Consider the following 26838-nt stretch of genomic DNA (forward strand, 5'->3'; position numbering starts at 1 on the left):
AAGCTGCCGCTCACGCTGGTGGTGTTCAACAACAGCTCGCTGGGCTTCGTATCGATGGAGATGAAGGCCGGCGGTTACCTCGACGACGATACGCGGCTGGCCGATACCGACTACGCGGCGATCGCGCGCGGCGCCGGCATCGACGGGATTCGCGTCGAGCGTTCGGACGAACTGGAGGCGGCGCTGAAGGATGCGTTCTCGCGCCCGCATCCGGTGCTGGTGGACGTGCGCATCGCGCGCCAGGAGATCGCGCTGCCGCCGAAGATCGAATGGGCGCAGGCGAAGGGCTTCAGCCTCTACATGCTGAAGGCCGTGCTGAACGCGAAGGGCAACGAGGTGGTGGAGCTGGCGACGACCATGTTCCGCTGAGGCGAAAACGACGACGCGCCGACGGCTTTCGCCGTGGGCGCGTCGTGGGACGTTCGGGCAGGGCCCCGGTCGGCCGGAAACGGCGCCGGGGCCTTGTCGTTCCTGCTGGCCTCGGAAGAGGCCAGCAGGGCGACGTCCTTACTTCGGTTCGGTTGCTTCGGGCGCGGCGGGCGCGGGCTCGCCGGCATCGGCTGCCGGCGCCGCCTCGGTGGCCGCCGGCGCTGCCGCCTGGGCCTCATCCGCTGCCGCCGATGCCTCGACCAAGGCCGGCGTGCCGGCCTGATCCTGTGCCGCCACGGCTTGAGCCGCGCCGGCTTCGTCGCCGGCCGCTGCGTCCTTGGCGGCGTCGCCGTCCTTGCCCGCTTCGCCGCGCTTGGCGGCGTCGCCGGCCTTGGCCTTCGCGGCCGCGCGCGAGCGTCGTGCCTGGTCCAGGCGTACGGCGCCGGCGGCCTGCTGGGCCGTCACGTCACCGGCTTCGGCACCGTTCAGGTCGACCCGCTTCGCGCCGTCGACCAGGCAGGCCCAGTAGCGGCTGCCGCGGCACCATTCCTTGATGGCGTCGCGCAGTTGCGCTTCGTCCAGGCCGAGCTCGGCGGTATGCGCGACCAGGTCCTTGAAGATGCCGATCTTGAGCGGCAGCTTCGGCGCGGGACTCTTGGGGAAGGCCGCGGGAAAGCGGCGCTGCAGCTTGCCGATGGCCAGCACGGTCGGGTTGACCGGCTTCGCGTCGGCGGCGGGTGCCGGCCGGCGCGTCTGCGCGTGCGCGGGCTTGCCCGACGACGGCTTGCCGCCGGCAGCGGCAGGCCGCCCGCCCGGCTTGTGCGCCGGCTTGCCGGACGACTTGGCGGGAGCTTGGGTGGAGGACTTGCCTTGCGGCTTGGCGTCGGCTCGCTGTTTGGCGAGCTGCTTCTTCAATTCTGCGAGTTGTTCGAAACCCATTTCGCACGATCATTCAGGTTGGACGGCGATTGTAGCAGCCCGGCGCCCGGTTTCGTCCCGATCGACTGAAAGTTCTTTGCCGGGCGGGCGTCGGCGCGACAGGGCCTCGACGTTTCGTTGCGCGACAAGGGCAAAAGTGTCGACCCGCGGGCACGCAATCATCGGATCAAATCGGATCCATCGCGCCAACCCGGTGCACGAGGCGCGATAACCGCGATTCGCTCATCACTTTCCAGAGCCAACTCTCAATTTTTGGCAGCAACCCTCAAGTTTTATCCACCCCCATCCGTTTACCGGTCCATCGATCAACCGGGCCACAAGCCCGTTAATGTCAGACTGAGCTTTCACCATGCTTTCGTCCCTGCGCGCCCGTATCGTCGCCGCCTGTGTCGCCATCGTGGTGTTCGCGCTTTGCGCGAGCACCGTGATCGGTTATGTCGTCACCCGCGCGGCGAACCTCGAGGACCTGAACCGCAACCTGAGCGCTACCGCGCTCGGCAACGGCAACGGCATACGCGACTGGGTCGCCTCGAAACGCCGGATGATCGAGTCGCTCGGCGACACCGCGCTGTCGGCCGATCCGGTGCCGGGCTTCCTGCAGATGGCGGCGGCCGGCAGCTTCCTGAACGTCTATGCCGGCTACCCCGACAAGACCTCGAAGTTCTCGGACCCGACCGGCATCCCGGACGGCTACGACCCGACCGCGCGCCCCTGGTACCGGCAGGCGGCCGAGGCCGGCCGCTCGGTGGTGACCACGCCCTATGCCGATGCGCGCACCGGCAAGGTGGTGGTGACCTTCGCGGTGCCGGTGATGCGCGACGGCCAGTTGAAGGCGGTGGTCAGCGGCGATGTGACGATGGACAACGTGATCGCGAACGTGAAGTCGATCCGGCCGACGCCGGGCAGCTTCGCGATGCTGGTCGACGGCAGCGGCCAGATCGTCGCGCATCCCGATGCGGCGCTGACCGGCAAGGCCTTGTCGACGCTGTCGCCCGATCTCGCGAACCTGCCGCTGGCCGCGCTCGACGCGACCGACAAGCCGTTCGTGGCACGCATCGGCGGCGCCAACAAGTTGTTGCGCGCGCAACCGATCGCGGGCACCGACTGGCGGCTGGTGGTGGCGATCGACGAGGCCGAGGCGATGGCGGGGATCCGCTCGCTGCTGGTGACCTTCGCGATCGTGTTCGTCGCGATCGTGCTGCTGGCCTCGGCGGTGGTGGTGGCCCTGACGGGCACGGCGTTTCGCCGGCTCTCGCAGGTGCGCGAGGCGATGGCCGCGATCGGCTCGGGCTCGGGCGACCTGACGCAGCGCCTGCCGGCCGAGGGGCGCGACGAGGTGGCCGACATCGCGCGTTCGTTCAACGCCTTCGTCGGCAAGCTGCACGACGTGATGCGCGAGGTGCGCGATGCCAGCGAATCGGTGCGCGCGGCGGCCGACGAGATCGCGGCCGGCAATGCCGACCTGTCGTCGCGTACCGAATCGGCGGCGGCCAGCCTGCAGCAGACGGCGGCCTCGATGGAGCAGATCACGGCCACCGTGGGCCAGTCGGCGAGCGCCGCCACGCAGGCCGACGAACGGGCCGGCGAGGCCTCGCGGATCGCCACCCACGGCGGCGAGGCGGTGTCGCGCGTGGTGGCGACGATGGAGAAGATCGAGCAGGCCTCGAGCCGGATCGGCGACATCATCGGGGTGATCGACGGGATCGCGTTCCAGACCAATATCCTGGCGCTGAACGCGGCGGTCGAGGCGGCGCGCGCGGGCGAGCAGGGGCGTGGTTTCGCGGTGGTCGCGCAGGAGGTGCGCAGCCTCGCGCAGCGCAGCGCGCAGGCCGCGCGCGAGGTCAAGGCGCTGGTCGAGACCACCGTGGAGCGGGTCGGCGACGGCGCCTCGCAGGTGCGCTCGGCCGGCGCGACGATGGACGAGATCGTCGGCAACGTGGCGAACGTGACGACCATCATCTCGGAGATCCGCCACGCCGCCAACGAGCAGACGCGCGGGATCCAGGAGGTCAATCACGCCGTCACGCAGCTCGACGAGATGGTCCAGCAGAACGCGGCCCTGGTGGAGCAGTCGACGGCGGCGGCCGCCGCCTTGCAGAGCCAGGCCGGCGCGCTGGCGGCGACGGTGGCGCGATTCCGCGTGGCGTGAAGCGGTCGGCGATGCCGGCGCGATGTACCGGCGAGGTGCCGCCGCGTGGCTAGGTGGGCGTCACGAGCCGGACATGATGCAGACATGAGGCATCGCGATGCGCTTGCGATGCAGGACAAGAGATCAACGGGTTCGGCGCGAGCCGGGCGATGCCGGGTGCCACGGCCGTCGCCCGCGCGAAAACGGGCGGCCGAGCCCGCGGCAATACCGTGGTTCGACGCGTGACGTACGGCGATCGACGCATTCGCCGCGCGCCGCGCGTCCCGTTTTCGCGAACAGTTCGGGTCGGTCGTACACGGTTTCGCCAGTTCGCGGCAGCGAGGACGGCGCCGGCGGATAATCGCGCCGGCCGCCGTGGTCGGGCTCGCGTCGCGCAGACAGGCGCGTCGCGGGCGGGGCCGACCGTCTGCCTTCACGTGGCGTCGCATCGCGTGCGCGGTTGCGGCATCGAGGTGGCCGGATCGACCCGGCAATTCCCGCATCGGCATCACAGGGGGGCGGGGACAGGAGCATGTAAAAAAGCGAGCCACTATCTCAAAATAGTGGATTGAGACCTGTTTGAGCATTACCAACCGTCGCGCGCGCATCGACTCGACACAACCCATACAGGGCGAGCGGGGACGACGGTGTTCTACGAGGAAGCTGTCATGTCGAATTACCACGAGCTGCTCGCTCAACTGAACGAGCTGACCCGCCAGGCCGGCGAGGCCCGCGAGGCCGAGCTCAAGATCGTGATCGCCGATATCCGTCGCGCGATCGCCGAATACGGGCTGACCGAACGCGACCTGTTCCCGCCGCGCCTGGGCCGGCCGCGCAAGGAAGACCAGAAGCCGAAGCCGCGCTATCGCGACCCGGAAACGGGCGCCACCTGGACCGGCCGCGGCCGCGTGCCGGGCTGGATCGCCGGGCAGGATCGCGAGCGCTTCCTGATTTCCTGAGCGGCGCCGGCGGGCGCGCCCGCTGCCGTGGCGGATGATGCGGCGGCAGCGTTCCGCCGTCCCGCCGCGGCGGCTGTCAGTCGAACGACGGCGGGCAAGAGGTAATCGACGCTGCAGGTGAGGTTTCGGTGCGATTCGCGCGCCGGATTTTTTTTCGAATGACAGGTCAAACGTTTGCGCCTCGCCTGAATCGATCGAATTGAGGTTCCCGGCGTCGATCCGGCGCGAAACCACCGGCGCCGAAGCGCAGCCGGCGCCCGCCCGGCCGACGCGCTACCACGATATCGCGCGACACCAGCGCCCCCGCCCGCACCCCGCCATTTCCAGGCACGCGCCCCGCCCAGAAACGTGACAGATTTTCCCGTTTTCGTGCATTGAGGCCGCGCGCCCATGCTTCTAGACTGGCTTGCCCGGTCCGATCCGCCGCGCCGTCCGGCGCTGGCGCGAATCGCGAGGCCATGCCCAATCCAAGGAGACAACCCGATGCTGCGAGCTTCACTACTGATCGACAACCAGGACCGCCAGGCCGCCAACGGCGCGAGCTTCACGCGCGCCAATCCCGTCACCGGCGAGGCGCGCACCGAGGCCGCCGCGGCCACCGTGCAGGATGCGCTGGACGCCGCCAACAGCGCGGCGGCCGCGTTCGCCGGCTGGTCCGCCACCACGCCGGGCGAGCGGCGCGCGATCCTGTTCCGCGCGGCCGAGCTGATCGACGCGCGCGGCGAGCGTTTCGCCGAGGCGATGGCGGCCGAGACCGGCGCGGCCGCGAGCTGGGCGCATTTCAATTGCCGGATCGCGGCCGACATGCTGCGCGAGGCCGGCGCGATCACCACCCGCATCGTCGGCGAGGTGATTCCCTCGAACCTGCCGAACACGATGGCGATGGCGCTGCGGCAGCCGGCCGGCGTGGTGCTCGGCATCGCTCCCTGGAACGCACCGGTGATCCTCGGCGTGCGCGCGCTGGCGATGGCGCTGGCCTGCGGCAATACCGTGGTCCTCAAGGGTTCCGAGCTGTGCCCGATGACGCACTGGCTGATCGGCGAGGCGCTGCGCGACGCGGGCCTGCCGCCCGGCGTGCTGAACGTGGTGTTCAACGCGCCCGAGGATGCCGCGCCGGTGGTGGAAGCGCTGATCGCGCATCCGGCGGTGCGGCGCATCAACTTCACCGGCTCGACGCGGGTCGGCCGCCGCATCGCCGAACTCGCCGCGCGGCATCTCAAGCGCTGCCTGCTCGAGCTGGGCGGCAAGGCGCCCTTCGTGGTGCTCGACGACGCCGATCTCGACGAGGCGGTGAAGGCGGCCGCCTTCGGCGCTTTCTTCAACCAGGGGCAGATCTGCATGTCGACCGAGCGCGTGATCGTCGATGCCAGGCTGGCCGACGATTTCGTCGAGCGGCTCGCCGCGCGGGCGACGGCGCTCAAGGCCGGGTTGCCGGGCGAGCCGGGCGCGGTGCTGGGCTCGATGATCGGCGCCGAGGCGGCCTCGCGCGTGCGCCAGCTGATCGACGACGCGCTGGGCAAGGGTGCCGTGCTGGCGGCCGGCGGGCAGTTGCAGGGCAGCGTCATGCAGCCGGCGGTGGTCGACCGCGTGACGCCGGCGATGCGGCTCTACGGCGAGGAATCGTTCGGCCCGGTGGCGGCCGTGACGCGTTTCAGCGATATCGAGGAGGCGATCTCGATCGCCAACGATTCGGAGTACGGCCTGTCCTCGGCCGTGTTCGGGCGCGACGTGCAGCGCGCGCTGGCGGTCGGCCGGCGCATCGAGGCCGGGATCTGCCATATCAACGGCGCCACCGTCCACGACGAGGCGCAGATGCCCTTCGGCGGGGTCAAGGCGAGCGGTTACGGCCGCTTCGGCGGCACCGCGGCGATCGACGAATTCACCGAGCTGCGCTGGATCACGGTCCAGTCGGGGCCGCTCGCGTATCCGATCTGAGGTCGAGGTCGGCATGCGGCGGCGGCAGGCGACGCGCCTTGCCTGTCGCCAACGCCGCCCGGGCCGCCGGCGTCAGGGCCAGTCGGCGTAGCTGCGTGTCGCGTCGTGGGCGACATCCGGCCCGTCCTGCGCCTGGCGGCGAAAACCGGCCGGCGTGAGGCCGGTCTTGCGGCGGAAGAAGCGGCTGAAGTGCGTGGTCGACTTGAAGCCGAGGTGGTCGGCCACCTGCTCGATGCTCAGGCCCGAGCGCACCAGCCGCAACCGCGATTCGTGCACCACCCGTTCGTGCAGCAGGGCGAGCGGCGTGCGGCCGAGGCTGCGCGTGCAGAGATCGTGCAGCCGGTCGGCGGAGATGCCGAGCTGCCGCGCATAGTGCTCGACGGTCCAGTGCGCGCGGAAATGCAGCTCGACCAGGTGCCGGAAGCGCAACAGCAGCGAGGCGCCCGCGCCCTGGCCCTGCTGGCTCAGGTCCTCGCAGCCGGTCAGGCGCCAGCACTGGATCAGGATCAGCGCGAGATGCGCCGACAGCAGGTTCCACGAGCCGCGTTCCTCGCGGCGGATCTCGCGCAGCAACGCGTCGAAGCTGTGGCGCAGGTCGCCCAGCGCCTCGGCCGAGCCGATCGTCTCGATCGCCGTCGTCCGGTCGGCCAGGTAGCGCAGTTGCACGGCCTCGGCGTTCTGGCCGAGCGCCTCGCGGGCGAGTTCGCCCGATACCGCCAGCAGGATGCCGGTCGAGCCGGGCGCGAGGCGCAGATGATCGTCCGGTGTGGCGGGCGTCCACAGCAGCGCGGGCGCCTGCAATCGATGGAGCTGCCGGCCGGCGGCAATCTCGGCGCGGCCGCTGAGCAGCAGCAGCGCGGCGCGATCGAGGTCGGCTTCGCCCTGCGCGAGCGGATAACGGCGCGATTGCAGCGCCGCGTCGAGCTGGCGGGCGGCCGCGTGCGCATGCAACTGGCTGCTGGATCGGGGGGCAGGGGGCGAGGTGTGGTCCATGCGTGGCGCGTCGGATGCGGGCGGCGCGTCGCGGCGCCGCCCGCCGGCGGGAAATGCGGCCGGCGTCGCGCAGTGTACCTCGCCGGTTGCCGCGGTTGCGCATAGCCGCGTCCTGGCCAGCCCGACGTGATTGCGCGCAGGCGATCGCGGCACATGGCTTGCTCTGGCTGGCATCGCGCCGCCGGATCGCTCGGCCGCCTTGCGCTTCGCCATCGGCCGCGCGAGCGCCTTGCGCGAGGCCACGCGCGCTCGAATCGCGCCGAACCCCCACGTCCGCCGTCGCGCCCCTGCCATCGTCGCCCGGCCATCCCCCTGTCAGTTCGCGCATTACAGCGCGCTTCCGTTTGCTTTACGCTCACGCGATCAATAACCGGGCCACATCGCATGGCTTCCCGCATCCGCCGCAAGGCGACGCGCCGGCAATCCGAGGCAGCCGGCATCCGCACGTCGCCTGCGTGCGTCAGTCCGCTTGAAAAACATCATCAGAACTGGAGGGGGACATGGCAACACATCGGGCAACACATCGCGCAGCACGTCGTTTCGTGAAATCGCTGATCGCATCCTGTCTGTGCGCGGGCCTGCTGGCCGCGTGCAACGACGACGGCACGCAGTCGGAGGGCATCGGCAGCCAGCCGGGCGCCGCCGCGCTGGCGTTCCGGATGGATGCCGGCGGCCAGATCAACGCATTCTTCCGCCAGGACAAGGTGGCCGCGCACCTGTTGGTGCGCTCGTCGACCAAGCCGCGCCTGCTGGTGGTGTTCCCGGCCGGCAACAGCGGCACCGGGCTGTGGTTCGACGACACGGCGCAGGCCGTCAACTGGAACCTCGACACCGCGCCCTCGGCGATCTCGAACCAGGACCATCTCGGCCGGCCCTTGTACGGGATCGCGTCCGACGTGTCGGTCGACACCGGCACGCTGACGATCCGCCAGGGCCTGCTGAGCAACGTGCGTTTCCTGCGTGACTACAACGGCGGCGCCACGGTGCCGGCGCAGATCGTGGTGGCGCCGGGCGTGCAGGGCAGCACCGCGCAATGGCAGCGCGACCGCGTGGATGGCGCGCCGGGCCAGGCGCTGCGGATCACGCTGCGCGACGGCGGCAGCATCAATACGACGGCCGACGGCAAGCTGGTGCTGCAGGCGCCGGCCGGCAGCCAGCGGCTGCGGCTGCACGTCGAGGCGCTGACCGGCGAGACGCCGCTCTCGGCGATCGGCCACGACGATCTGTTCGAGGCCTCGGTGGGCGCCGATCCGGTCAGCCAGGACGTGGTCGAGTTCCTGAGCTTCAACGACAAGCTGCTGGCCGGCTCCTGGCAATACGACACCTACTTCGGCCGCGACACGCTGATCTCGGTGCAGATGCTGATGCCGGTGCTCAAGGCGCCGGCCATCGAGGCCGGCCTGCGCTCGGTGCTGAATCGGCTCTCGCCTGACGGCAAGGTGGCGCACGAGGAGGGCATCGGCGAATTCGCGCTGATCGACAACGCGAAGAACGGCCGGCCCAACGATGCGACGCCCACCTACGACTACAAGATGATCGACGGCGACTACCTGCTCGCGCCGGTGATGGCCGCCTGGCTGCTCGACGACACGCGCGGGCAGGCGCGCGCGGCGGCCTTCCTGGCGCAGTCGGCGGGCGCCGGCGCGACCAACGGCAGCCTGTTCGTGAGCAACCTGCTGCATGTGGCCAGCACCGCGCAGCCCTTCGTGCAGCAGCCCACGGCCGCCAACCTGATCCACCTGAGGAGCGGCGAGATCGTCGGCAACTGGCGCGACAGCACCGACGGCCTGGCAGGCGGCGTGGTGCCGTTCGACGTCAACGCGGTGCTGGTGCCGGCCGCGTTGCGCGCCGCCAGCAATTTTCTGGCGCGCGGCCTGCTCGATCCCTACCTGAGCGCCGACCAGCGCGCGATCCTGCAGAACGCCGCCAACCAGGCGAACGCCTGGGAGCAGCAGGCGCCGCCGCTGTTCCGGGTCGGCGTGCCGGTGGCCCAGGCCGCCAGCGACGCCTCGAGCTATGCCGCCTCGGCGGGCGTGCCGGCCGGCACCGCGCCGGCCGCGCCGCTCGATTTCTATGCGCTGTCGCTCGACGCGCAGGGCAAGCCGATCCCTGTGATGAACTCGGACGGCGGTTTCGCGCTGCTGCTCGGCACGCCACCCGAGGACGAACTACAGCGCATCGTCACCGATGCGATCCAGCCGTTCCCGAACGGCCTGATCACCGACGTCGGCATGCTGATCGCCAACCCCGCCTATGCCGATCCCGCGCTCTGGCCGAAGTTCACCAGCTCGGCCTATCACGGTACGGTGATCTGGTCCTGGCAGCAGGCGATGTGGGTGGCCGGACTCGACCGGCAACTGGCACGCCAGGATCTGTCGGACGCCACGCGCACGCTGCTGAGCCAGGCGCGGCAACGAATCTGGCAGGTGATCTCGAATGCGCGCGAGATGCGGACCTCGGAGATGTGGACCTGGTCCTGGGCCAACGGCCAGTACCAGGCCGACGCGTTCGGCACGCGCAGCGCCGACGCGACCGAGGCCAATGCCGCCCAGCTCTGGAGCACCACCTACCTGGCGATCCAGGATCCCGGCACGCGCGCCGGCAAGTTCTGGTGGCAGGCCTCGTCGGGGCCGCAGGCGGTGACGATGCCGACCGTCGCGCGGGCGGGGAGCCGCGGCGTGGTGGCGATGGGCGGGTCGTGAGGCACGGCGGCGGGTAAAAGCCGACAAGGCTAGCCGACACGACGAGCCGACACGACGCGGCGCTGACCGCGTCGTGCTCGATGCGCGCGCAACCATCGCAGGCATCGATTCCTCAGACATGAACGCTCGCGCCGACGCAGGTTTCGTGCCGCGCCGGCGCGCGGCCCGCGACGCGCGGAATCGGCGCGATCCCGTGTTTTCCCGTCCTGCGCAAGTCGCGTCGAGCCGCTATAACGGGCGAATCGACGTTCGCACGGGGGAGGGCCGGGATGAGATGGCTGACAGGACTGCTGATCGTGCTGCTCGGCACGGCGCTGGTCGCCGCGCGGCGGCCCGATATCGATACGTCCGTGGTGCTGGCGGCCGGTTATGGCGCGACCGTGGTGATCGGCGTGATGGCCGGGCGGCTGATCCGGGGGCGCGCGGCTCGCAACCGGCGCTGATTCCGGCTGGTCAGGGCTGGTTCGCGTGGAGCCGCGTCGCTCGATGCCGGGCGGCGCGGCCGAGCCTCGCCGCGCCGGCTTGCCTCGTTCAACGGCTGCCGCGTGCGTTCGCGCCGGGCCGGGCCACCGCGCCACGTACCTCGAAGGCCACCTGGTCGACCGGCTTGCCGCCCGCGTCGAGCAATTCCAACTGATGCCGCCCCGGCCAGGGCAGCCAGGCCAGGCGCTCGCCATGGCCGATCACGCGGCCGTCGAGCCGCCAGCTGCCGCGCCCCCCGTTACCCGTTACCCGCTCGAACCAGACGCGCTGGTTGTGCGGCGGGATGTCGGGGTCGAGCGCGAAGATGGTGCCGTCGGTCGGCGCGGCAATCGCCAGCGGCGCACGCGCGTTCGAACCGGCGCCGGTCGAGACGTTGCGGATCCGCGCCGTGCCTGCGCGTGACTGAGCGGCCGTGGCGGGCGAGCCGCCCGCGCCGGCCGCCAGCCGTACCTGGCTGGTTTCGGTGCCGCGCACGAACCACTCGTCGCGCGAAGGCTCGATCGCGCGCTCGAAGTCCACGCGCTCGCGCACCACGCCGGCCGGCGGCCGCGGCGCGACGCTGCCGCCGTCGCGATGCAGGCGAGCGACCAGCGCCGCCCATACGGGCGCGGCGCCTGTCACGCCCGATACCTCGCGCATCGGCGAGCCGTCGGCGTTGCCGACCCAGACGCCGATCGTGTAGCGCGAGGTGAAGCCGACCGCCCAGTTGTCGCGCATGTCCTTGCTGGTGCCGGTCTTGACGGCCGAGAACACGTGCGTGGCGAGCGGGCTGTCGAAGCCGAAGGTGCGCGTGCGCGCGTTGTTGTCGGCCAGCATGTCGGTGACGATGAAGCTGGCCTCGGGGCTGAACACACGCCTGGCCGCCTGGCTCGCGCCCGCTTGCGTGGCCGCTCGTGAAGCCGCTTGCGGCGTCGCTTTGGAGGCCGCCTGCGCGGGGTCGCGCGGCAGGTCGTAGGTGGGCAGCGCGAGGCCGCCGTCGGCCAGCGCGCGATAGGCATTGGCGAGCGTCAGCAGCGACACGTCGGCGCTGCCCAGCGCGAGGCTGTAGCCGTAGTAGTCGCCTTCCTCGGTCAGCGGCAGGCCCAGCGAGGTGAGGGTGCGCGAGAAGCGATGCGGGGTGACCAGCACCAGGGTGCGCACCGCCGGCACGTTCAGCGAGGAGCCGAGCGCGCTGCGCACGCTGACCCAGCCCTTGAAGTCGTGATCGTAGTTCTGCGGCACGTAGAGGCCGCCGCCGGCGGCCAGGTCGACCGGCGAATCGTCGAGCAGGGTGGCGCCGGTCAGGCGTCGCTCGTCGATCGCCTGCGCATAGAGGAAGGGCTTGAGCGTCGAGCCGGCCTGGCGCAGCGCCAGCACCGAATCGACCTCGCGCGCCGCCGACAGCGCACCCGAGGAACCCACCCAGGCGCGGATCTCGCCGCTGGCGTTGTCGATTACCACCGCCGCGCCGTCCTGCACGTTGCGCGACTGCGGCGGCGCGTTCAGCTCGGTCAGGGCGCGCGTGAGCGTGTCGCGCGCATAGCGCTGCAGTCCCGCGTCGAGCGTGGAGCGGATTCGCGCGCCGGGCTGGGGATGGGTTTCGGCGGCCACGCGGCGCGCGAAGTGCGGCGCCAGCGATTCGCCGTCCTGGAACGCCGAGGAGGGCGGCGCGGGCCGTGCGAAGGCCAGTTGCACGAAGCCGTCCAGGCCCTTGCAGCCGGCGCTGCCCTGCTGCATGTCGCGCAGGATCCGGCAGGCGCGCTCGGCCACCTTCGGATAGCTGGCGTTGGGCGCGCGGATCAGCGCGGCGGCCACCGCCGATTCGCGCTCGTCGAGTCCCGAGGGCGCCTTGCCGAACAGCGACCAGGACAGCGCCGAGAGGCCCACCGTCTCGCCGCGGAACGGCACCAGGTTCAGATAGGCCTCGAGGATCCGGTCCTTGCGCCAGGTCCGTTCGAGCCACAGCGCGTCGATCGCCTGGCCCGCCTTCTGCGGCAGCGAGCGCTGGCCTGAATGGCGCGAGCTGTCGCCGAGCAGGCCGGCCAGCTGCATGGTGACGGTCGAGGCGCCGCGCGTGCGCGAGTTCCACAGGTTGGCCCAGGCTGCGCCGGCGATGCCGCGCCAGTCCACGCCGCTGTGCTCGTAGAAGCGCTTGTCCTCGGACACCACGATCGCCTCGCGCAGCGCTGGCGAGACGTCGGCCAGCGCGACCCAGTCGCCGCGCCGTTCGCCGGTGTCGACGCGGGTGCGCTGCAAGGGCGTGCCGTCGCGTGCCAGCAGGACCCAGTCGGAGCTGCGAAAGTCGCGCCGCACGCTGTCGTAGCTCGGCACCGCCTGCGCGGTGCAGGCGGTGCCGAGCAGGGCGCCGGCCAGCAGCAGGCGCAGCGCGCCCGGCGCGCGCCGCAAGCAGAGCAGGGCGAGGCGCGCGGGCCGCGGCGGCATGCCGATGCTCATGGCTGCTGGCCCGCCACCGGCTGCACCACGATCGGCGCGTTCGGCAGCATGCCGTAGGCGGACGGCGCATAGAGCGCTTCCACGCGCGTCGGCGGCAGGCCGAAGCTGCCGACCGCGTTGAGCCGCATGGTGTACTCGATCGAGGTCTTGCCGGCCGGCAGGTAGCTGTAATAGGCGCGGTAGCCGTCGAAGTCGCGCTCGATGAAGCTCGGCCAGGCGCCGTCGCGATTGTTCTCGCCCTGCGTGGCGGTTTCGGAATCGCGGCCCAGGCCCGAGCCCATGATGCTGGTGCCGGCCGGCACCGGATCGTTGATCACCACCCAGGTCATGGCCGCCTGCGCGTCGATGTCGAGATGCACGCGCACCAGGTCGCCGCGCGTGTAGGCGCCCTTCACGGCCGGCTCGACCGGGGTGAGCGTCTTGGTGATCCGGTAGCCGGACACCACCGGGCGCTTGAGCGGCACCGCCGCGAGGCTCTGGATCGTCGCCCAGGGCTTGCCGGTGCCGTCCTGGGTCAGCGACAGCGTGAGCGGCGCATGCGGCGCGGCCGGCCAGGGCAGCAGGGTCGAACGTGCCGTCGCGTTGCGCGTGGCGGCCGGCGTCGAGGCGGCCGCCGAGGGCGCGGCGGCCACCGTCGCGACCGGTGATGCGGCGCTGGCCGGTGCTGCCGCCGCCGCGCCGCCGCCCCAGGCGATGCTGCGTTCCGCATCGCCCAGGCGCAGCGTGGTGCGCCCGGTGACCGGCGTGGTCTCGTAGGTGCGCGAGAAGCGTTCGACGGCCAGTTCGCCGAGCAGGTTCGAGGTGGTGGTCTGCCAGGCGCCATTGCGTTGCAGCGCCAGCAGCCCGGCCACGATCCTCGGCATCTCGTCCTTCCAGGCCGGGTTGCCGTTGAAGGCCAGGGCGAGCCGCGCGGCATTGCTGTCGTTGCCGCTCATCAGCCACCAGAGGTCGTCGTCGCGCGCGGTCGAGAACACCAGCTGGGTGCCCTGGTAGGCCAGCCGCGCGCGCAGCAGTTGCTCGACCTGGGCGCGTTTGTCCTCGCGCTGCGGGATGTCGGCCACGCGCGACAGGATCGCGTAGTAGTCGAGCAGGGCCGAGGTCGGCCAGCGCTCCGGCGTGATCGCGATCGAGCCGAGCATGCGCGCCTGGGCCGCGTCGTGGCGCGACAGCGCTTCCAGCGCCGACAGCTTGCGCAGGTCGCGATCCTCGCGCGGCGCCCAGCTGTCGCGCGTGATGCGGCCGTCGACGAAGCTGGCCAGCCCGGCCTCGAGCTGCGTGCGCAGCGCGTCGGGCAGGGCGAAGCGCGGGTCGAGCTTGCCGGCCTCGTCGGTCACCGACAGCAGGTAGGCGGTCAGCGCGGTGCTGCCCTTCTCGCCGCTGTCGGCCGACAGCGGGAAGTAGCCGGCCAGGCCGTCGGCATCGAGATAGGACGGCATCTGCGCGATCACCGACTGCCACAGCGCCGCGTCGTGCAGGCCGAGCGCGCGCGAGGTCTGCTGCTCCAGGCAGCGATACGGATACTGCTGGAACCAGCGCGTGACGCCGGGCAGGCCGTCGGCCAGCTTCGACTGCAGGGCGACCGAGATGCCGCCGCGCGGCAGGCCGGCGCGATCGGCGGCCGCGTCGGCCGGCGCCGCGACCGGCAGCGAGAAGCTGCCGTCGACTTGCGTGAGGGTGGCCTGCTGGACCGTGACGGGCACGGCCGGCACGATCTTCTGGGTGATCTTCAGCGCATCGGCCGCGTGCGCGCCGCCCTGTTCGGCGGCCGAGATCGACCACGGCAGCGCGCCGCCGCCGTCGGCCGCGCCCACCGGGATCGCGACGCGCCAGCTCAGCTCGCGCGAGGCGCCGGCCGCCAGCTCGACGGTCTGGGCCGCCAGCGCGAGCCCTGGCGCGTTCGGCGTGACCAGCACCTTCATCGCGCGCGAGGTGGTGTTGCGCAGCGTGAACGGCGCGACCAGCGCGTCGCCCTCGCGCGCCAGCGGCGGCAGGCCCGAGATCAGCTGCAGGTCCTGGGTGCTGCGCACGCTGGCGCGGCCGGTGCCGAAGCGATCGGCGCCGACCGAGGCGATCGCCACGATGCTGAAGCGCGTCAGCGCATCGTTGAGCTTGACGTCGACGCGCGCCTCGCCGTTCGCATCGAGCGCGACGCGCGGGTTCCACAGCAGCAGGGTGTCGAACAGCTCGCGGGTCGGCGCGGTGCCGCCCCCGCCGCCGGCCGGCACGGCCTTGCGGCCGAAGTGACGGCGCCCGACGATCTCCATCTGCGCGGTGGCGGTTTCCACGCCGTAGCCGCGCCGTTGCAGCATCGCGCCCAGCAGGTCCCAGCTGTCGTTCGGCATCAGCTCGAGCAGGGCCTCGTCGACCGCGGCCACCGCCACCTCGGTGCCGGCCGGCGCGGGCTTGCCGTCGGGCAGCTTCACGGCGATCCGCACGTGGGCGGTACCGCGCACCGGGTAGCTGCCCGCGTCGGGCGTGACGCTCACCGCGAGCTTGTGCGGCGCGGTGCCGACCTTGATCTCGGTCAGGCCGTAGCGGAAGGCAGGTTTCGACAGGTCGACCAGCGGGGTGGGCGGCACGTAGCGGCGCCCTTCGTTCCAGAAGGCGCGGGCCCATTCGACCGGCGTCTTCCAGCCCCAGGTGAAGAACGAGTACCAGGGCACCTCGCGCAGCCGGCCGCGCAGCGCCAGCACCGACACATAGACGTTCGGCCCCCAGCTCGCGTCCACCTTCAGCTCGATGCTCGGGTCGCGTCCGTTCAACTGCACCACGTGGGTTTCCATCACGCCCGAACGCTCGACGGCGACCAGCGCGGTGGCCTGCCGGAACGGCATGCGCACCTGGAAGCGGGCGGTCTCGCCCGGCTCGTAGGACGGTTTCTCGGGAATCAGGTCGATGCGATTGGTATTGTTGCCGCCGAACCAGAGCTCGTCCTCGCGCACCACCCAGATCGAGGTGCTGCCGGTGGCGGCGCGGCCCGAGCCGTCCTTGACCTGGGCCACCAGGGTGACTTCGCCCGCTTCCTTGAGCTTGGCGTCGCAGGCCAGGCGCCCCTTGTCGTCGGTCTTGCCGCTGCACAGCGCACCCAGGTCGCGCGTCTCGCTGCGGTTGTCGTAGGCGTAGAAGCCGCCCACCATGCGCTTGCGCGAGGAGGTGGTGACGCGCGCGTAGCCATGCACCTCGATCTCGGCGCCCGCGTGCGGCTTGCCGTCGAGGTCGACCGCCAGCGCCGTGACCGGCACCGAATCGCCGACCGCCACCCAGTGCCCGGCCTTGATCCCGGCCGCCAGCGCGGCGGGCCACAGCGTGGTGTCGCCGCGGATCGTCTGGATCTCGCCGTTCGGGTCGGCGAAGGTCGCCTCCAGCGCGAGGCGCTTGGGCGCATCCACCTTGGGCAGCGATTTCAGCGAGACGGTGCCGCTGCCGTTGCGATCGAGCGTGACGGGCAGCTTGTCGGCCACCAGCTTCGGCGCGTCGGGGTCGGCGCTGGAGGCGGCTGTGTCGCCGCTGTCGTCCTCGTCGTCGCTGGCGCCGGCATCCGAGCCGGGCTGCTCGGCGCGCCAGGGCGTGAAGGAGAAGTCGGGATAACGGTCGCCGAAGGCCGGCGAGGTGGGGCGCAGCAGCGCCGAGACGCGCACCGGCTGGTTGGCGGCCGGCCCGCCCGACAGGTAGTCGAGCTGGACCGCCACCGCGGCCTCGCTGGCGCCCACCAGCGGGCTGGTCCTGGTATCGCGCACGTTCACGCTGCCCTTGAAGACGGGCAGGCGGAACGCCTCGACGCGGAACGAGCCGCTGCCGTAGCTGGCGCCCGAGCCGCTGCTCGAGTCGTCCTGGTCGTCGTCGCCGTTGTTGGCTTCGGCATCGTCGGATTTGTCGCCAGCCTTGCCGGTGTCCAGCGTGACGGTGTATTCGCCGAGCTTGGCGCCCGGCGGCAGCGTGAAGCTCGAATCGGCCGTGTGGTCGGCCGCCCACACGAGCGGCTGCCGGTAGACGTCGCCGCTGCCTTCATGGCGGATCGTCACCCGGTTGGGGTATTGCTTCGGGAACGCCAGGCCGTCGAGCTTCTCGACGCGCAGGTAGTGCTTCATCGAGACCGTCTCGCCGGCCCGCACCAGGGTGCGGTCGAACACGGTATGCGCGATCGTGCCGGGGCGCGTGCCGTAGTCGCTCGGCACGTCGAAGCGCCAGGACTCGATGCCGCGGTTCCAGTCGTCCACCACGAAGGCCATGTCGGGGCCGGTAACGGGATCGTTGACGCGCGCCGACACGAAGGTGTTGCGATAGCCGGTTTCGTAGTCGCAGCGGCGATGCTCGGCCAGCGGCCCGTCGATCTTCAGCAGCCCTTGCGCATCGGTGCGCCCCGAGGCGAGCGGCTCGCCGTTGCAGTCGGACACGCGGATCTCGGCGTTCGGCACCGGCTTGCCCTTGTCGAGCGTGGTGACCCACACCAGGCTGTTGTCGCGGCCGCGCTTGAAGTGCACGCCGAGATTGGTGACCAGCACCGTGGTGCGCACGTACATCGAACCGGGCTTGGCCATCAGCGAGCGGCCCAGCGCCGGCGAGGCGAGTTCCAGCACGTAGAAGCCCGGCTTGGCGATCGGCACGCCGACCACCTCGAAGGGGCGCAGCGTGGCCGGGTCGGCCTTGGGCAGCACCAGCCGCTCGACGTGCTGCTGGCCGTCCAGCAAGGACAGCGAACGCACGTCGACGATCCGGTGCACCCCCACCGGCGGCTTCTCGCCGGCCGCGGGCGGCACGAACACCGGGTGCTTGGCGCGCTCGAACAGGCCCGGGCGCAGTGCGTCGATGCTGGCCACCGACATGCCGATGCCGTCCATCTGGTCGACCACGCGCATCCATTCGCGGATCGCGCTGTCGTCCTCGACGCGGATGTTCGAGAACTCGGCCTGGCCGGCGTTGAGCCCGGCGATCTTCAGGTCGGCCTCGACGTTGCGCAGCGTGACCGGCACCAGGGCCGGCGAATCGGGCTCGGCGTAGCGCTCGATGATGCCGAAGGTCGAGGAGGAGAATTTCGCCAGCGGCGGCATCGAGGCGGTGCGCGTCTTGAGCGGGAACAGGTCGGCGTTGGACAGCGGGCGGCCGCTGTCGTCGGTCAGGCCGTCGGGCAGGGTGACGCTGAGCTCGGCGCTGGCCGGCAGCGGCGCGGCGAACTCGACCGTGCGCGTGTCGCTCGATTTGTCGTCGGGCTTGAAGCTCGGCGAGATCGCGCCGTCGGGGCCCTGGAGGCGCAGCTTCTCGGCGTTGGCGCGCGAGATCGGCGCGTTGAATTCGATGCGCAGCGGACGCAGCGGCGTGCAGGGCGCCTTGGCGTTCTCGCGCTCGCAACTGAAGGAGGCCGCGAAGGGCTCGCGCACGCGGAAGTCGAAGCGCTTCTCGCTGCCGTTGGCCACCCCGCTGGGGCTCTGCACGCCGGCGCCGTAGACCAGTTGCACCGGCTGGCCGGGCGGCAGGGTCTGCGCGCAGCCGAGCGTCAGCACGCGCGCCGCGTCGGCCTTCCAGTGGAAATGATCGAGCAATTGCGCGCGCGTGGCGGCATTGGCGAAGGTGATCGGGATGCGGTTGCCGACCCCGGTCGCCTCGCACCAGATGTGCTCGCGCAACGAGTCCTCGGTGGCCGGGCCGGTCAGCTTCAGCACGAACAACTGGCGTTCCTCGATTTCGCTGCGGCCCGGGCGGATCTCGACCGGGTAGGGGCCGCTGGTCTGGAAGGCGAAGCGGCGCGGGCCCGTCACGGCGTGGCCGGCCGAGGACTTCAGGCCGTCCTCGAGCGTCAGCGTGCAGCGCGTGCCGGCCGGCAGGGCTTGCTGGAACTGGGCCAACCAGGTGCGATCGTCGTTCCAGACCGCGTCGAATTTCGCGGCCGCGGGGTTATCGCATTGCAGGCGGGCCGGGGCGGGCAGCGAGGGCGAGCCGAAGGCCACCATCGGTTCGTCGAACTTGAGCGTCACCTGCCGGATCTCGGGCACCGAGCCTTGCGGCGAGACGCTGACGATCTTCGCCGCGTCGGCCGGCCAGCCGGCGCCGCCGATCATGACCGCCGCGAGCGCCGACACGGCACTCCAATACAGGATTTTTTTTGATGTGCTTTGCTTCATCGCTCGCCCGCCCTCGGAGAGATGCTTTTCGGAATGCCTGCGATTCTAACCGAGCCCTTACATCGGTCAGGAGCGATTTTGTCCTGTCCTGGCGCCTGTCCATGGCGCGCGACGGCGCCAGCCATAGCATGATTGCGTCGTCGCGGGAAGCACTGTGGCTTACAGCCGACAGACTGTGCGTCGATTCCGTTTATCGAGGAGAGCGTAAGAATTCATATCCTATAAAGACATTGTCCGGCGGCTCGCAAACGCGTACATTTCCGGTCCGCGTCGACGCGCGGGGCCGGAACGGCACCCGATGCCGGACGCGAGGCGCCTGCCGCCCTCGCGCCGCCGGGAAATCGACGAAACGGCCGGATCGTCGACGACTGAACAACAACCGCGCGTGCGCGAACCGTTTCGCGCCACGCGCCATGCGTGGCCCGGGGCACCTTCCTTGCCGGTCGCGAACCACAAGCGGGCCGCACGGAAAGTGCCAGTCAAATCTGAGAGAGATCTACAGGCAGGGGATATGAAACTTCGAATCAAAACCATCGCGGCGCTGAGCGTGGCCGTGCCGGCCGCGGCCTTCGCGCAATCGAGCGTCACGCTCTATGGCCGTATCGACGGCGGCGTCGAGTACCTCAACCACGTCGCGAACGCGACGCGCACCGGCAGCGCGACGCGCTGGAGCGCCGAGAGCGGCGACTGGGGCACCAGCATGTTCGGCCTGAAGGGCACCGAGGACCTGGGCGGCGGCAACACCGCGATCTTCGACCTCGAGACCGCGTTCCAGGTGATGAACGGCACCACCGGCGGCGGCCGGATGTTCTCGCGCCGCGCCTACGTGGGCTTGAAGAACAACGAGTGGGGCACGCTGCAGGCCGGTCGCAACCTGTTCATCGACAGCGACGGCGTGTGGGAATTCGATCCGTTCGTGCAGCAGGCGTTCTCGTCGGCCTCGCTGGTGCGCGGCCGCAATTGGCAGCAGACCAGCAACAACATCGAGTATCACAGCCCGGTGTGGAACGGCTTCGACGTGCAGGGGCAGTATGCCTTCGGCAACCAGACCAGCTTCAACACCGGCCCGGCCAACGACTTCGGTCGTTCGGACGGCATCATGCTGTCGTATCACTCGGCGCTGTTCGACGTGCGCGGCATCTATGACGAGCTGCGCAACAACAACGGCAAGATGGACAACATCTTCACCGCCTCGCGCGAATACTTCGTCGGCACCAACATCTACGTGCAGAAGTTCAAGATCCAGGCCGCCTACACGCACTACCAGGCACCGGACACGCCGCAGGGCCTGGCCGACCGCGCCGACCACGTCTGGCTGGGCGCGACCTACACGGCCACGCCGGCCTGGGCGGTGACGGGCGGCGGCTACTACGTGCGGGTCGGCAGCGGCAACGGCGACGCGACGCACGACGCGTCGGGCCACGCGATCATGTACGTGCTCGGCACCACCTACAACCTGTCCAAGCGCACCTTCCTGTACGGCACGGTGGCCTACATGCGCAACAGCGGCAACTCGAACTTCTCGCTGATCGCCTCCTCGCGCGACGCCACCAACGGCACCAACCCGCTGACGGGCGAATCGCAGACCGGCGCCTACGTCGGCATCATGCACAACTTCTAAGCGGCGGGACGGCCGGCTCGGTTCGAGCCGGTTCGCTCGGCGCGAATGCCAATCAGCCCGGCATGGTGTCGACCATGCCGGGCTGATTGTTTTTGGGCGCGGCGCCGTGCTTCAGTCGCCGGCGGTCCACTCCACGTTGGCGCCGACCGAACGCAGGTTCTCGACGAAGTGCGGATGCGCGCGGCGGATCGGCTGGGCGTTGAGGATCTCGGAGCGGCCCTCGATGCTGGCGGCCACCATCAGCAGCGCGATCGCCACGCGGATGATGTAGGGGCTCTCGACGCGGGCCGGCGACAGCGGCAGGCCGCCGAAGGTGATCAGGCGATGCGGGTCGGACTGGAACACGTGCGCGCCGAACTTCGAGAGCTCGCCGGTCCAGCCCATCGCGCCGTCATAGACCTTGTTCCAGAACATCACGCTGCCCTCGGCCTTCACGCCGAGCGCGATGAAGATCGGCAGCAGGTCGACCGGCAGGTAGGGCCAGGGCGCCGCCTCGATCTTGGTCAGGATGTTCTGCGTGAAGGGCTTGCGCACGCGCATCACGCCGTCGCGCACCGCGCGCGACCAGCCGTTCTCGTGCGTGACCTGCACGCCGAGCTTGGCGAAGGTGCGGTCGATCAGCGGGAACATCTCGGGGCCGCTGTTGCGCACCGCGATGTCGCCGCCGGTGATCGCGCCGAGCGCGAGGAAGGTGGCGATCTCGTGGAAATCCTCGGCGAAGCGGTGCTCGCCGCCGCCCAGTTTGCCGCCGCCCTGGACCCGGATATGCGAGGTGCCGATCCCCTCGATCGGCACGCCGAGCATCGTCAGGAAGCGGCAGAACTCCTGCACGTGCGGCTCGGAGGCGGCATTCACGAGCGTCGAGACGCCGCCGGCGGCGGTCGCGCACAGCACGAAGTTCTCGGTGGTGGTGACCGAGGCGTAGTCGAGCCAGTGGTCGTTGGCCTGGAGCGGGCCGGCCACGCGCAGGATCAGCGAATCGGAGGTCTGCTCCAGCGTCGCGCCGAAGCGCTCGAACACTTCCACGTGCGGGTCGATCTCGCGCACGCCGAGCGTGCAGCCGGTCACGTCGCTCTCGAGCCGCGCCACGCCGAAGCGGGCCAGCAGCGGCGGCACCAGCATGATCGAGGAGCGCATTTCCTCGGGCAGGCGGTGCACGGCCGGGTCGAACTGGGTGGCGCGATGATGCAGGTCGAGCACGCCGGTGGTGTAGTCCATCGACACATCGCTGCCGAGCGTGCGGAAGATGTCGAGGATCTTGCGCACGTCGGTGATGTCGGGCACGCCGATCAGCTTCAGCGGCTGGTCGGTCAGCAGGGTCGAGCAGAGGATCGGGAGGACGGCGTTCTTGTTGGCGGACGGCGTGATTTCCCCGCGAAGCGGGGTGCCGCCGTGGACTAGCAGATTCGACATGGTTCGGCGCGTTTGGAATGAGAGATGGCGCAAGGTTCGTATCATGCCATCGTTTCGACGCAGGGGCGCGCGCAATCGCTGCCCGGCGGCCCCGGGCGCGGCGCGGGCCGGCCTGCGGTTCCGACCCCTTGCGGAAGACGCCGATCGACCTGATCGGCGCTGCGTCGCATCCCCTCAATCGAGCCGCTTGCCGGCACGTTCCTCGATGCTCGCGAGCGCGGCGAAGCTGAGCATGCCGCAGGCGATCGCGTACCAGGCCGGCGCGGTCGGATCGCCGGTGGCGGCGATCAGCCAGGTCACGATGAACTGCGCGAAGCCGCCGAAGATCGCCACGCCGAGGCTGTAGACCAGGGCCCCGCCGGTGGCGCGCACCGCGCGCGGGAACAGCTCGCCGAGCATCGGCGCGGTGGCGCCGCAATAGAGCGCATGCACGACGCTCAGCACGGCGATGGCGCCGAGCAGCGAGGCGGCGCCGGGCCAGCGGTTCAGCGCGACGAAGGCCGGGTAGATCGCCAGCGTCAGCGCCAGGCGCGACCAGCCCGCCACCGGCTTGCGGCCGATGCGATCGGCCAGCGCGCCGCCCAGCGGCGAGACCAGCATCAGCGCCATGCCGGCCACGCAGCCGGCCAGCATGGCGATCCAGGCCGGCAGGTGCAGCGTGCGCACGCCGTAGATCGCCATGTAGAAGACGATGATGTAGTGCGTGGCGGTGCCGCCGATGGTCAGGCCCAGGCCCGCGAACAGCGCGCGGCGATGGCGGCGCAGTACCGCCGCCAGCGGCAGCGGCGCGGGAGCATCGCCGGCGCTGCTGCCGCTGCCGCTCGCGGCGGGCCGATGCGCCTCGTCGATGCCGCGCCGCAGCCAGTAGCCGAGCGGTACGAACAGGGTGCCGATCACGAAGGGCACGCGCCAGCCCCAGCTGTCCAGTTGCGGCGCGCTCAGCGTCGCGTTCAGCACCGCGCCGGTCAGCGCGCCGGCCAGCGCCGCCAGCCCCTGGCTGGAGAACTGGAATGAGGCGTAGAAGCCGCGCCGGTGCGGCGGCGCCTGCTCGATCAGCAGCGTGGTGGAGGCGCCCACCTCGCCGCCCGAGGCGAAGCCCTGCAGCAGGCGCGCGAGCACCAGAATCACCGGCGCGGCCAGGCCCGCCTGCGCGTAGGTGGGCGCCGCCGCGATCATCGCGGTACCCAGCGCCATCAGCAGCAAGGTCAGGATCATCGCGCTGCGGCGGCCCGCCCGATCGGCGTAGATGCCGATCACGATGCCGCCCAGCGGGCGCGTCACGAAACCCACGCCGAAGCTGGCCACCGCCAGCATCAACTCGCCGAAGGCCGAGCCGACCGGGAAGAACAGCCGGCCGATCAGCAGCGCGAAATAGCTGTAGACGGTGAAATCGTAGAACTCGAGCGCATTGCCGACGGCGGCCGCCGCGATCAGGCGGCGGGCCTGGCGGCGCGAGGCGCGGGCGGCGGGCAGGGCGACTTCGACGGCGGGCGATTCCATCGGCACCTCGGAGCGGGAACGGAAGCGGGGGAAGGAACGGAGAAGCAGTGCAGCAGCACTGGAGAAGCCGCGGAGCAGGCGCGCAAGGCAAACGGCTCGCGGCGCCTCGGCCTGTCATCCCGCGGCGAAGCGGGAGCAAGCGGCGTCGCGCGCCTTGCTCGCTCAGTCGACCAGCCAGCCCTCGGCGACGCGCACCCAGTAGCTCGCGCCGATCGGCAGGATCGCGTCGTTGAAGTCGTAGCCGGGGTTGTGGACCATGCAGCCGCCATGGCTGCCGGTACCGTTGCCGAGCAGCGCGTAACAGCCGGGGCGCTGCTCCAGCATGTAGGCGAAATCCTCGCTGCCCATCAGCGGGGCCGCGTCCATCTCGACGCGCGCCTCGCCGAGCATCGCGCGCGCGATGCTCGCCGCGAATTCGGTCGGCGCCTCGTGGTTGACGAGCACCGGGTAGCCGCGGTCGTAGTCGATCTCGACGCCGAGCCCGTAGGCGGCAGCGTGGCCGCGCACCAGTTCGCCGATCCGCGTTTCGAGCTGCGCGCGCACGGCGGCGTCGAGCGCGCGCACCGAGAGTTTCATCACCACGGTCTCGGGAATGATGTTGAAGGTCTCGCCGGCCTGCACGCTGCCGACCGTGATCACGGCCGCCTGCTGCGCGTCGATCTCGCGCGCGACGACGGTCTGCAGGGCCAGCATCAGGCTGCCGGCCGCCGACATCGGGTCGCGCGCCATGTGCGGCATCGCGCCGTGGCCGCCCACGCCCTTCAGGCGGATCGTGACGCGATCGCAGGAGGCCATCGCGGGGCCGCTGCGGAACGCCATCTCGCCGGCCGCGCGGCCCGGCATGTTGTGGAGCGCGAAGATCGCGTCGCAGGGAAAGCGCTCGAACAGGCCGTCGTCCATCATCGCCTTGCCGCCGCCGAAATTTTCCTCGGCGGGCTGGAAGATCAGGTTCAGGGTGCCCGAGAAGCGCCGCGTGGCGGCCAGGTGGCGCGCCGCGCAGAGCAGCATCGCCGTGTGCCCGTCGTGACCACAGGCGTGCATCTGGCCGGCGCGGCGGCTCGCGTAGGGCAGGCCGGTGGCTTCGTGGATCGGCAGCGCGTCCATGTCGGCGCGCAGCCCCAGCGTGCGCCGGCCGTCACCGGCCCGCAGCACGCCAACCAGCCCGGTGCGGCCGATCCCGCGATGCACCTCGTAGCCCCATTGGTCGAGCAGCCCGGCCACCAGCTCGCTGGTGCCGGTTTCCTCGAAGGCGAGTTCGGGATGGGCATGGATGCGGCGGCGGATCTCGACGAACTCGGGGGCGAGGTCGGCGATGCCGGCGAGGATGGGCTCGGTGGCGGTCATGGAAACTCCGTGGGTGAGCGCCTGGAAGCCGTCCGGCGGCGGGCTCGGATCAGGCGAAATATCGAACGATCGCGCTCAAGCATAGGGATTTCCGTCGCTCACCATAAGCTGATAAATTGCGTCGATGACAACCCGTGGTTGCCTCGGGAAAACCCTCGATACACGCGCCGGCCCAACCGCCGGACCCGCCTCCCCGCCATGAAATATCATCAGCTCAAGGCCTTCCTCTCGGTGGCCGACGAAGGCAGCATCCGCGCCGCCGCGCGCAGCCAGAACCTGTCGCCGGCCGCGCTGACCAAATCGCTGAAGGAACTGGAGCAGGCGCTGGGCGTCTCGCTGGTGCTGCGCACCGCGCGCGGCGTGCAGTTGACCGACTTCGGCCAGCGCCTGCTGGTGCGCGCGCGGTTGATCGTGGCCGAGATGCAGCGCGCCCGCGAGGACATCGAGCAGGCGCTCGGCGCGAGCCATGGCTCGGTGGCGGCCGCGATCACGCCGGCGGTGGCGCTGTCCCTGCTGCCCGATGCCTACCGGGCATTCCGGCGCCGCTTCCCGCTCACGCGCGTGAGCCTGCAGGAAGGTTTCCCGGGCGTGGCGCTGCCCAGGCTGCACGACGGCACGCTCGATTTCGCGGTGGCGGTGGTGGTGCCCGAGCTGCTGGCCGCCGAGTTCGACCACGACACCCTCTACACCAGCCGCCTGGCGATCGCCACGCGCCGCGGCCATCCGCTGGCGGGCGCCACCTCGCTGGCCCAGCTCGTCGAGGCCGAGTGGCTGCTCAATCCCTCTCCGGAAAGCTCCTCGCAGATGCTTTGCGACTGCTTCAGCGCGAACCGCCTGCCGGTGCCGGCGCGGATCGTCGAATGCCCGAGCTTCGGTGTCGCGCAGACCCTGATGGCCGGCACCGACCTGGTGGCCGCGCTGCCCGTGCAACTGCTCGATGCGCCGCTGGCGCGCGAGCGTTTCGTCGAGTTGGCGGTGCGCGAGACGATTCCGGCGCTGTCGATCCAGGTGGTGCGGCGGCGCGATACGCCGCTCACGCCGGCCGCCGCGATGCTGATCGACTGCCTGCGCGATGCGGCGCGCCGTGCCGGGTTGGCCCCGCCGCCTGCGCCGGCATCGTGAAAATGATCGGAATCCTCATGAATGTGAGGGGCGGGCACGCGTGATGCTACGCGCCAAAACAAAAAACCTCGCCGAAGCGAGGTTTTCGAGTGCCGGGCGCGGGCGCCCCGGAACACCCGGCGCCCGGCGAAGCCGATGCGGCTTACAGGCAGGTGCTGAGATCCGCGGCGGCCGGATTCGCGGCATCGCCCACCGAGCGGAAGCCCACCCAGGTCGCGGCGCCCGAGACGCGGGCCGGACGCACCATCGCGGCGGCGCCGTTCGGCGGCTGCTGGCCCGGCACGTAGACGTCCATCGCCATGTCGTTGGCGAGCACGTCCTGCGAGATCACTTGCTGCTGGGACTTGTCGGCCCAGGTCTTGGCGATGCAGGCGGCCACCTGGTTCGCGGGCTTCTGGCTCTGACCGACGTTCTGGATGGTCCATTGCGGTTGCTGTTGCGCAAAGGCGGAAGCGGCGACGGTCAGGGCGATGAGCGGCAGCAGTTTCTTCATGTTCTCTCCTTGTTCGGTCGTTGGGACATGCCGGGCATCTTGTACGTCGATGTCGGCAGGGACTACGAAAGTGTCAGATCGCCAGTTTCCCATCATGTTCCGGTCGATTGCGCAACAGTTTGTTAAGTTGCTTGCCGAAACGTGACGAGACGTTTCCAGGTGTTTCGGAAAACGGGGTGCCCTGGTCGCTGGTCTTGCGAAGTGGCATGGAGGGCCGGTGGGGATGCTGCGTCGAACCGGCGGTGACGATCGGCTCGGCAGCGGCTGCGCCGGCGCGATCGATCGAGG

16 protein-coding genes are annotated in these 26838 nt (G+C 70.6%); 8 read left to right on the forward strand and 8 right to left on the reverse strand.

Annotated elements, in window-relative coordinates; genetic code table 11:
- Nucleotides 1-369: thiamine pyrophosphate-dependent enzyme (locus FB600_RS00005; protein WP_261383275.1), on the forward strand; the 369-nt coding region annotated here is incomplete at its 5' end.
- 138 nt (nucleotides 370-507) lie between these two features.
- On the opposite strand, the gene FB600_RS00010 is transcribed toward FB600_RS00005, so the two are convergent.
- Nucleotides 508-1308: a ProQ/FinO family protein gene (locus FB600_RS00010; RefSeq protein ID WP_145756004.1), complete on the reverse strand. Its 801-nt coding sequence runs from the start codon at nucleotides 1306-1308 to the stop codon at nucleotides 508-510.
- A gap of 349 nt (nucleotides 1309-1657) precedes the next feature.
- Between FB600_RS00010 and FB600_RS00015 the strand changes: the two genes are divergently transcribed.
- The 3 genes from FB600_RS00015 to FB600_RS00025 all read left to right on the forward strand — a co-directional run bounded on the left by FB600_RS00015 (nucleotide 1658) and on the right by FB600_RS00025 (nucleotide 6330).
- A complete protein-coding gene (locus FB600_RS00015; RefSeq protein WP_145756005.1) occupies nucleotides 1658-3457 on the forward strand; it encodes a methyl-accepting chemotaxis protein in 1800 nt (599 codons plus the stop codon).
- A gap of 647 nt (nucleotides 3458-4104) precedes the next feature.
- Complete coding sequence (locus tag FB600_RS00020) at nucleotides 4105-4395, forward strand: H-NS histone family protein (RefSeq protein ID WP_013690187.1); 291 nt, start codon at nucleotides 4105-4107, stop codon at nucleotides 4393-4395.
- A 483-nt stretch (nucleotides 4396-4878) separates the two neighbouring features.
- The gene (locus FB600_RS00025; protein ID WP_096751056.1) at nucleotides 4879-6330 is read left to right on the forward strand and encodes an aldehyde dehydrogenase; all 1452 of its coding nucleotides are present in this window, start codon (nucleotides 4879-4881) and stop codon (nucleotides 6328-6330) included.
- 72 nt (nucleotides 6331-6402) lie between these two features.
- Here the strand turns inward: FB600_RS00025 and FB600_RS00030 are convergent, their stop codons facing one another.
- Entirely contained in the window at nucleotides 6403-7323 is a 921-nt protein-coding gene (locus FB600_RS00030) for an AraC family transcriptional regulator (protein ID WP_186047221.1), read from the reverse strand.
- Nucleotides 7324-7823: 500 nt separating this feature from the next.
- Here FB600_RS00030 and FB600_RS00035 point away from each other — a divergent pair, with 500 nt between their 5' ends.
- Together FB600_RS00035 and FB600_RS37025 are read left to right on the forward strand one after the other, a co-directional pair.
- Nucleotides 7824-10025 (forward strand): hypothetical protein, encoded by a 2202-nt coding sequence (locus tag FB600_RS00035; protein WP_145756007.1) that lies wholly within the window; start codon nucleotides 7824-7826, stop codon nucleotides 10023-10025.
- 269 nt (nucleotides 10026-10294) lie between these two features.
- Nucleotides 10295-10468, forward strand: a complete 174-nt coding sequence (locus FB600_RS37025; RefSeq protein WP_186059178.1) for a hypothetical protein — start codon at nucleotides 10295-10297, stop codon at nucleotides 10466-10468.
- A gap of 88 nt (nucleotides 10469-10556) precedes the next feature.
- On the opposite strand, the gene pbpC is transcribed toward FB600_RS37025, so the two are convergent.
- Together pbpC and FB600_RS00045 are read right to left on the reverse strand one after the other, a co-directional pair.
- Nucleotides 10557-12929 carry a penicillin-binding protein 1C gene (gene pbpC, locus FB600_RS00040; RefSeq protein ID WP_233630315.1) on the reverse strand — a complete coding sequence of 791 codons (2373 nt, stop codon included), beginning with the start codon at nucleotides 12927-12929 and terminating at the stop codon, nucleotides 10557-10559.
- 8 nt (nucleotides 12930-12937) lie between these two features.
- Nucleotides 12938-19057 (reverse strand): Ig-like domain-containing alpha-2-macroglobulin family protein, encoded by a 6120-nt coding sequence (locus tag FB600_RS00045; RefSeq protein ID WP_145756008.1) that lies wholly within the window; start codon nucleotides 19055-19057, stop codon nucleotides 12938-12940.
- Between the two features lie 511 nt (nucleotides 19058-19568).
- On the opposite strand from FB600_RS00045, the gene FB600_RS00050 reads away from it, so the two are divergent.
- Entirely contained in the window at nucleotides 19569-20678 is a 1110-nt protein-coding gene (locus FB600_RS00050) for a porin (RefSeq protein WP_096751061.1), read from the forward strand.
- A 111-nt stretch (nucleotides 20679-20789) separates the two neighbouring features.
- Here FB600_RS00050 and FB600_RS00055 read toward each other — a convergent pair whose 3' ends face one another.
- The 3 genes from FB600_RS00055 to FB600_RS00065 all read right to left on the reverse strand — a co-directional run bounded on the left by FB600_RS00055 (nucleotide 20790) and on the right by FB600_RS00065 (nucleotide 24935).
- Complete coding sequence (locus FB600_RS00055) at nucleotides 20790-22091, reverse strand: UDP-N-acetylglucosamine 1-carboxyvinyltransferase (RefSeq protein ID WP_096751062.1); 1302 nt, start codon at nucleotides 22089-22091, stop codon at nucleotides 20790-20792.
- A gap of 174 nt (nucleotides 22092-22265) precedes the next feature.
- On the reverse strand, nucleotides 22266-23591 hold the full coding sequence (locus tag FB600_RS00060; protein ID WP_098182892.1) for an MFS transporter: 1326 nt from the start codon (nucleotides 23589-23591) through the stop codon (nucleotides 22266-22268).
- A 162-nt stretch (nucleotides 23592-23753) separates the two neighbouring features.
- On the reverse strand, nucleotides 23754-24935 hold the full coding sequence (locus FB600_RS00065) for a M20 aminoacylase family protein (protein WP_145756009.1): 1182 nt from the start codon (nucleotides 24933-24935) through the stop codon (nucleotides 23754-23756).
- 198 nt (nucleotides 24936-25133) lie between these two features.
- On the opposite strand from FB600_RS00065, the gene FB600_RS00070 reads away from it, so the two are divergent.
- On the forward strand, nucleotides 25134-26057 hold the full coding sequence (locus tag FB600_RS00070; protein WP_013690197.1) for a LysR substrate-binding domain-containing protein: 924 nt from the start codon (nucleotides 25134-25136) through the stop codon (nucleotides 26055-26057).
- A 142-nt stretch (nucleotides 26058-26199) separates the two neighbouring features.
- Here FB600_RS00070 and FB600_RS00075 read toward each other — a convergent pair whose 3' ends face one another.
- Entirely contained in the window at nucleotides 26200-26550 is a 351-nt protein-coding gene (locus FB600_RS00075) for a hypothetical protein (RefSeq protein ID WP_013690198.1), read from the reverse strand.
- Nucleotides 26551-26838 lie beyond the last annotated feature (288 nt).

It is taken from the genome of Burkholderia sp. SJZ089, assembly GCF_007828315.1.
Taxonomy (GTDB): domain Bacteria; phylum Pseudomonadota; class Gammaproteobacteria; order Burkholderiales; family Burkholderiaceae; genus Burkholderia; species Burkholderia gladioli.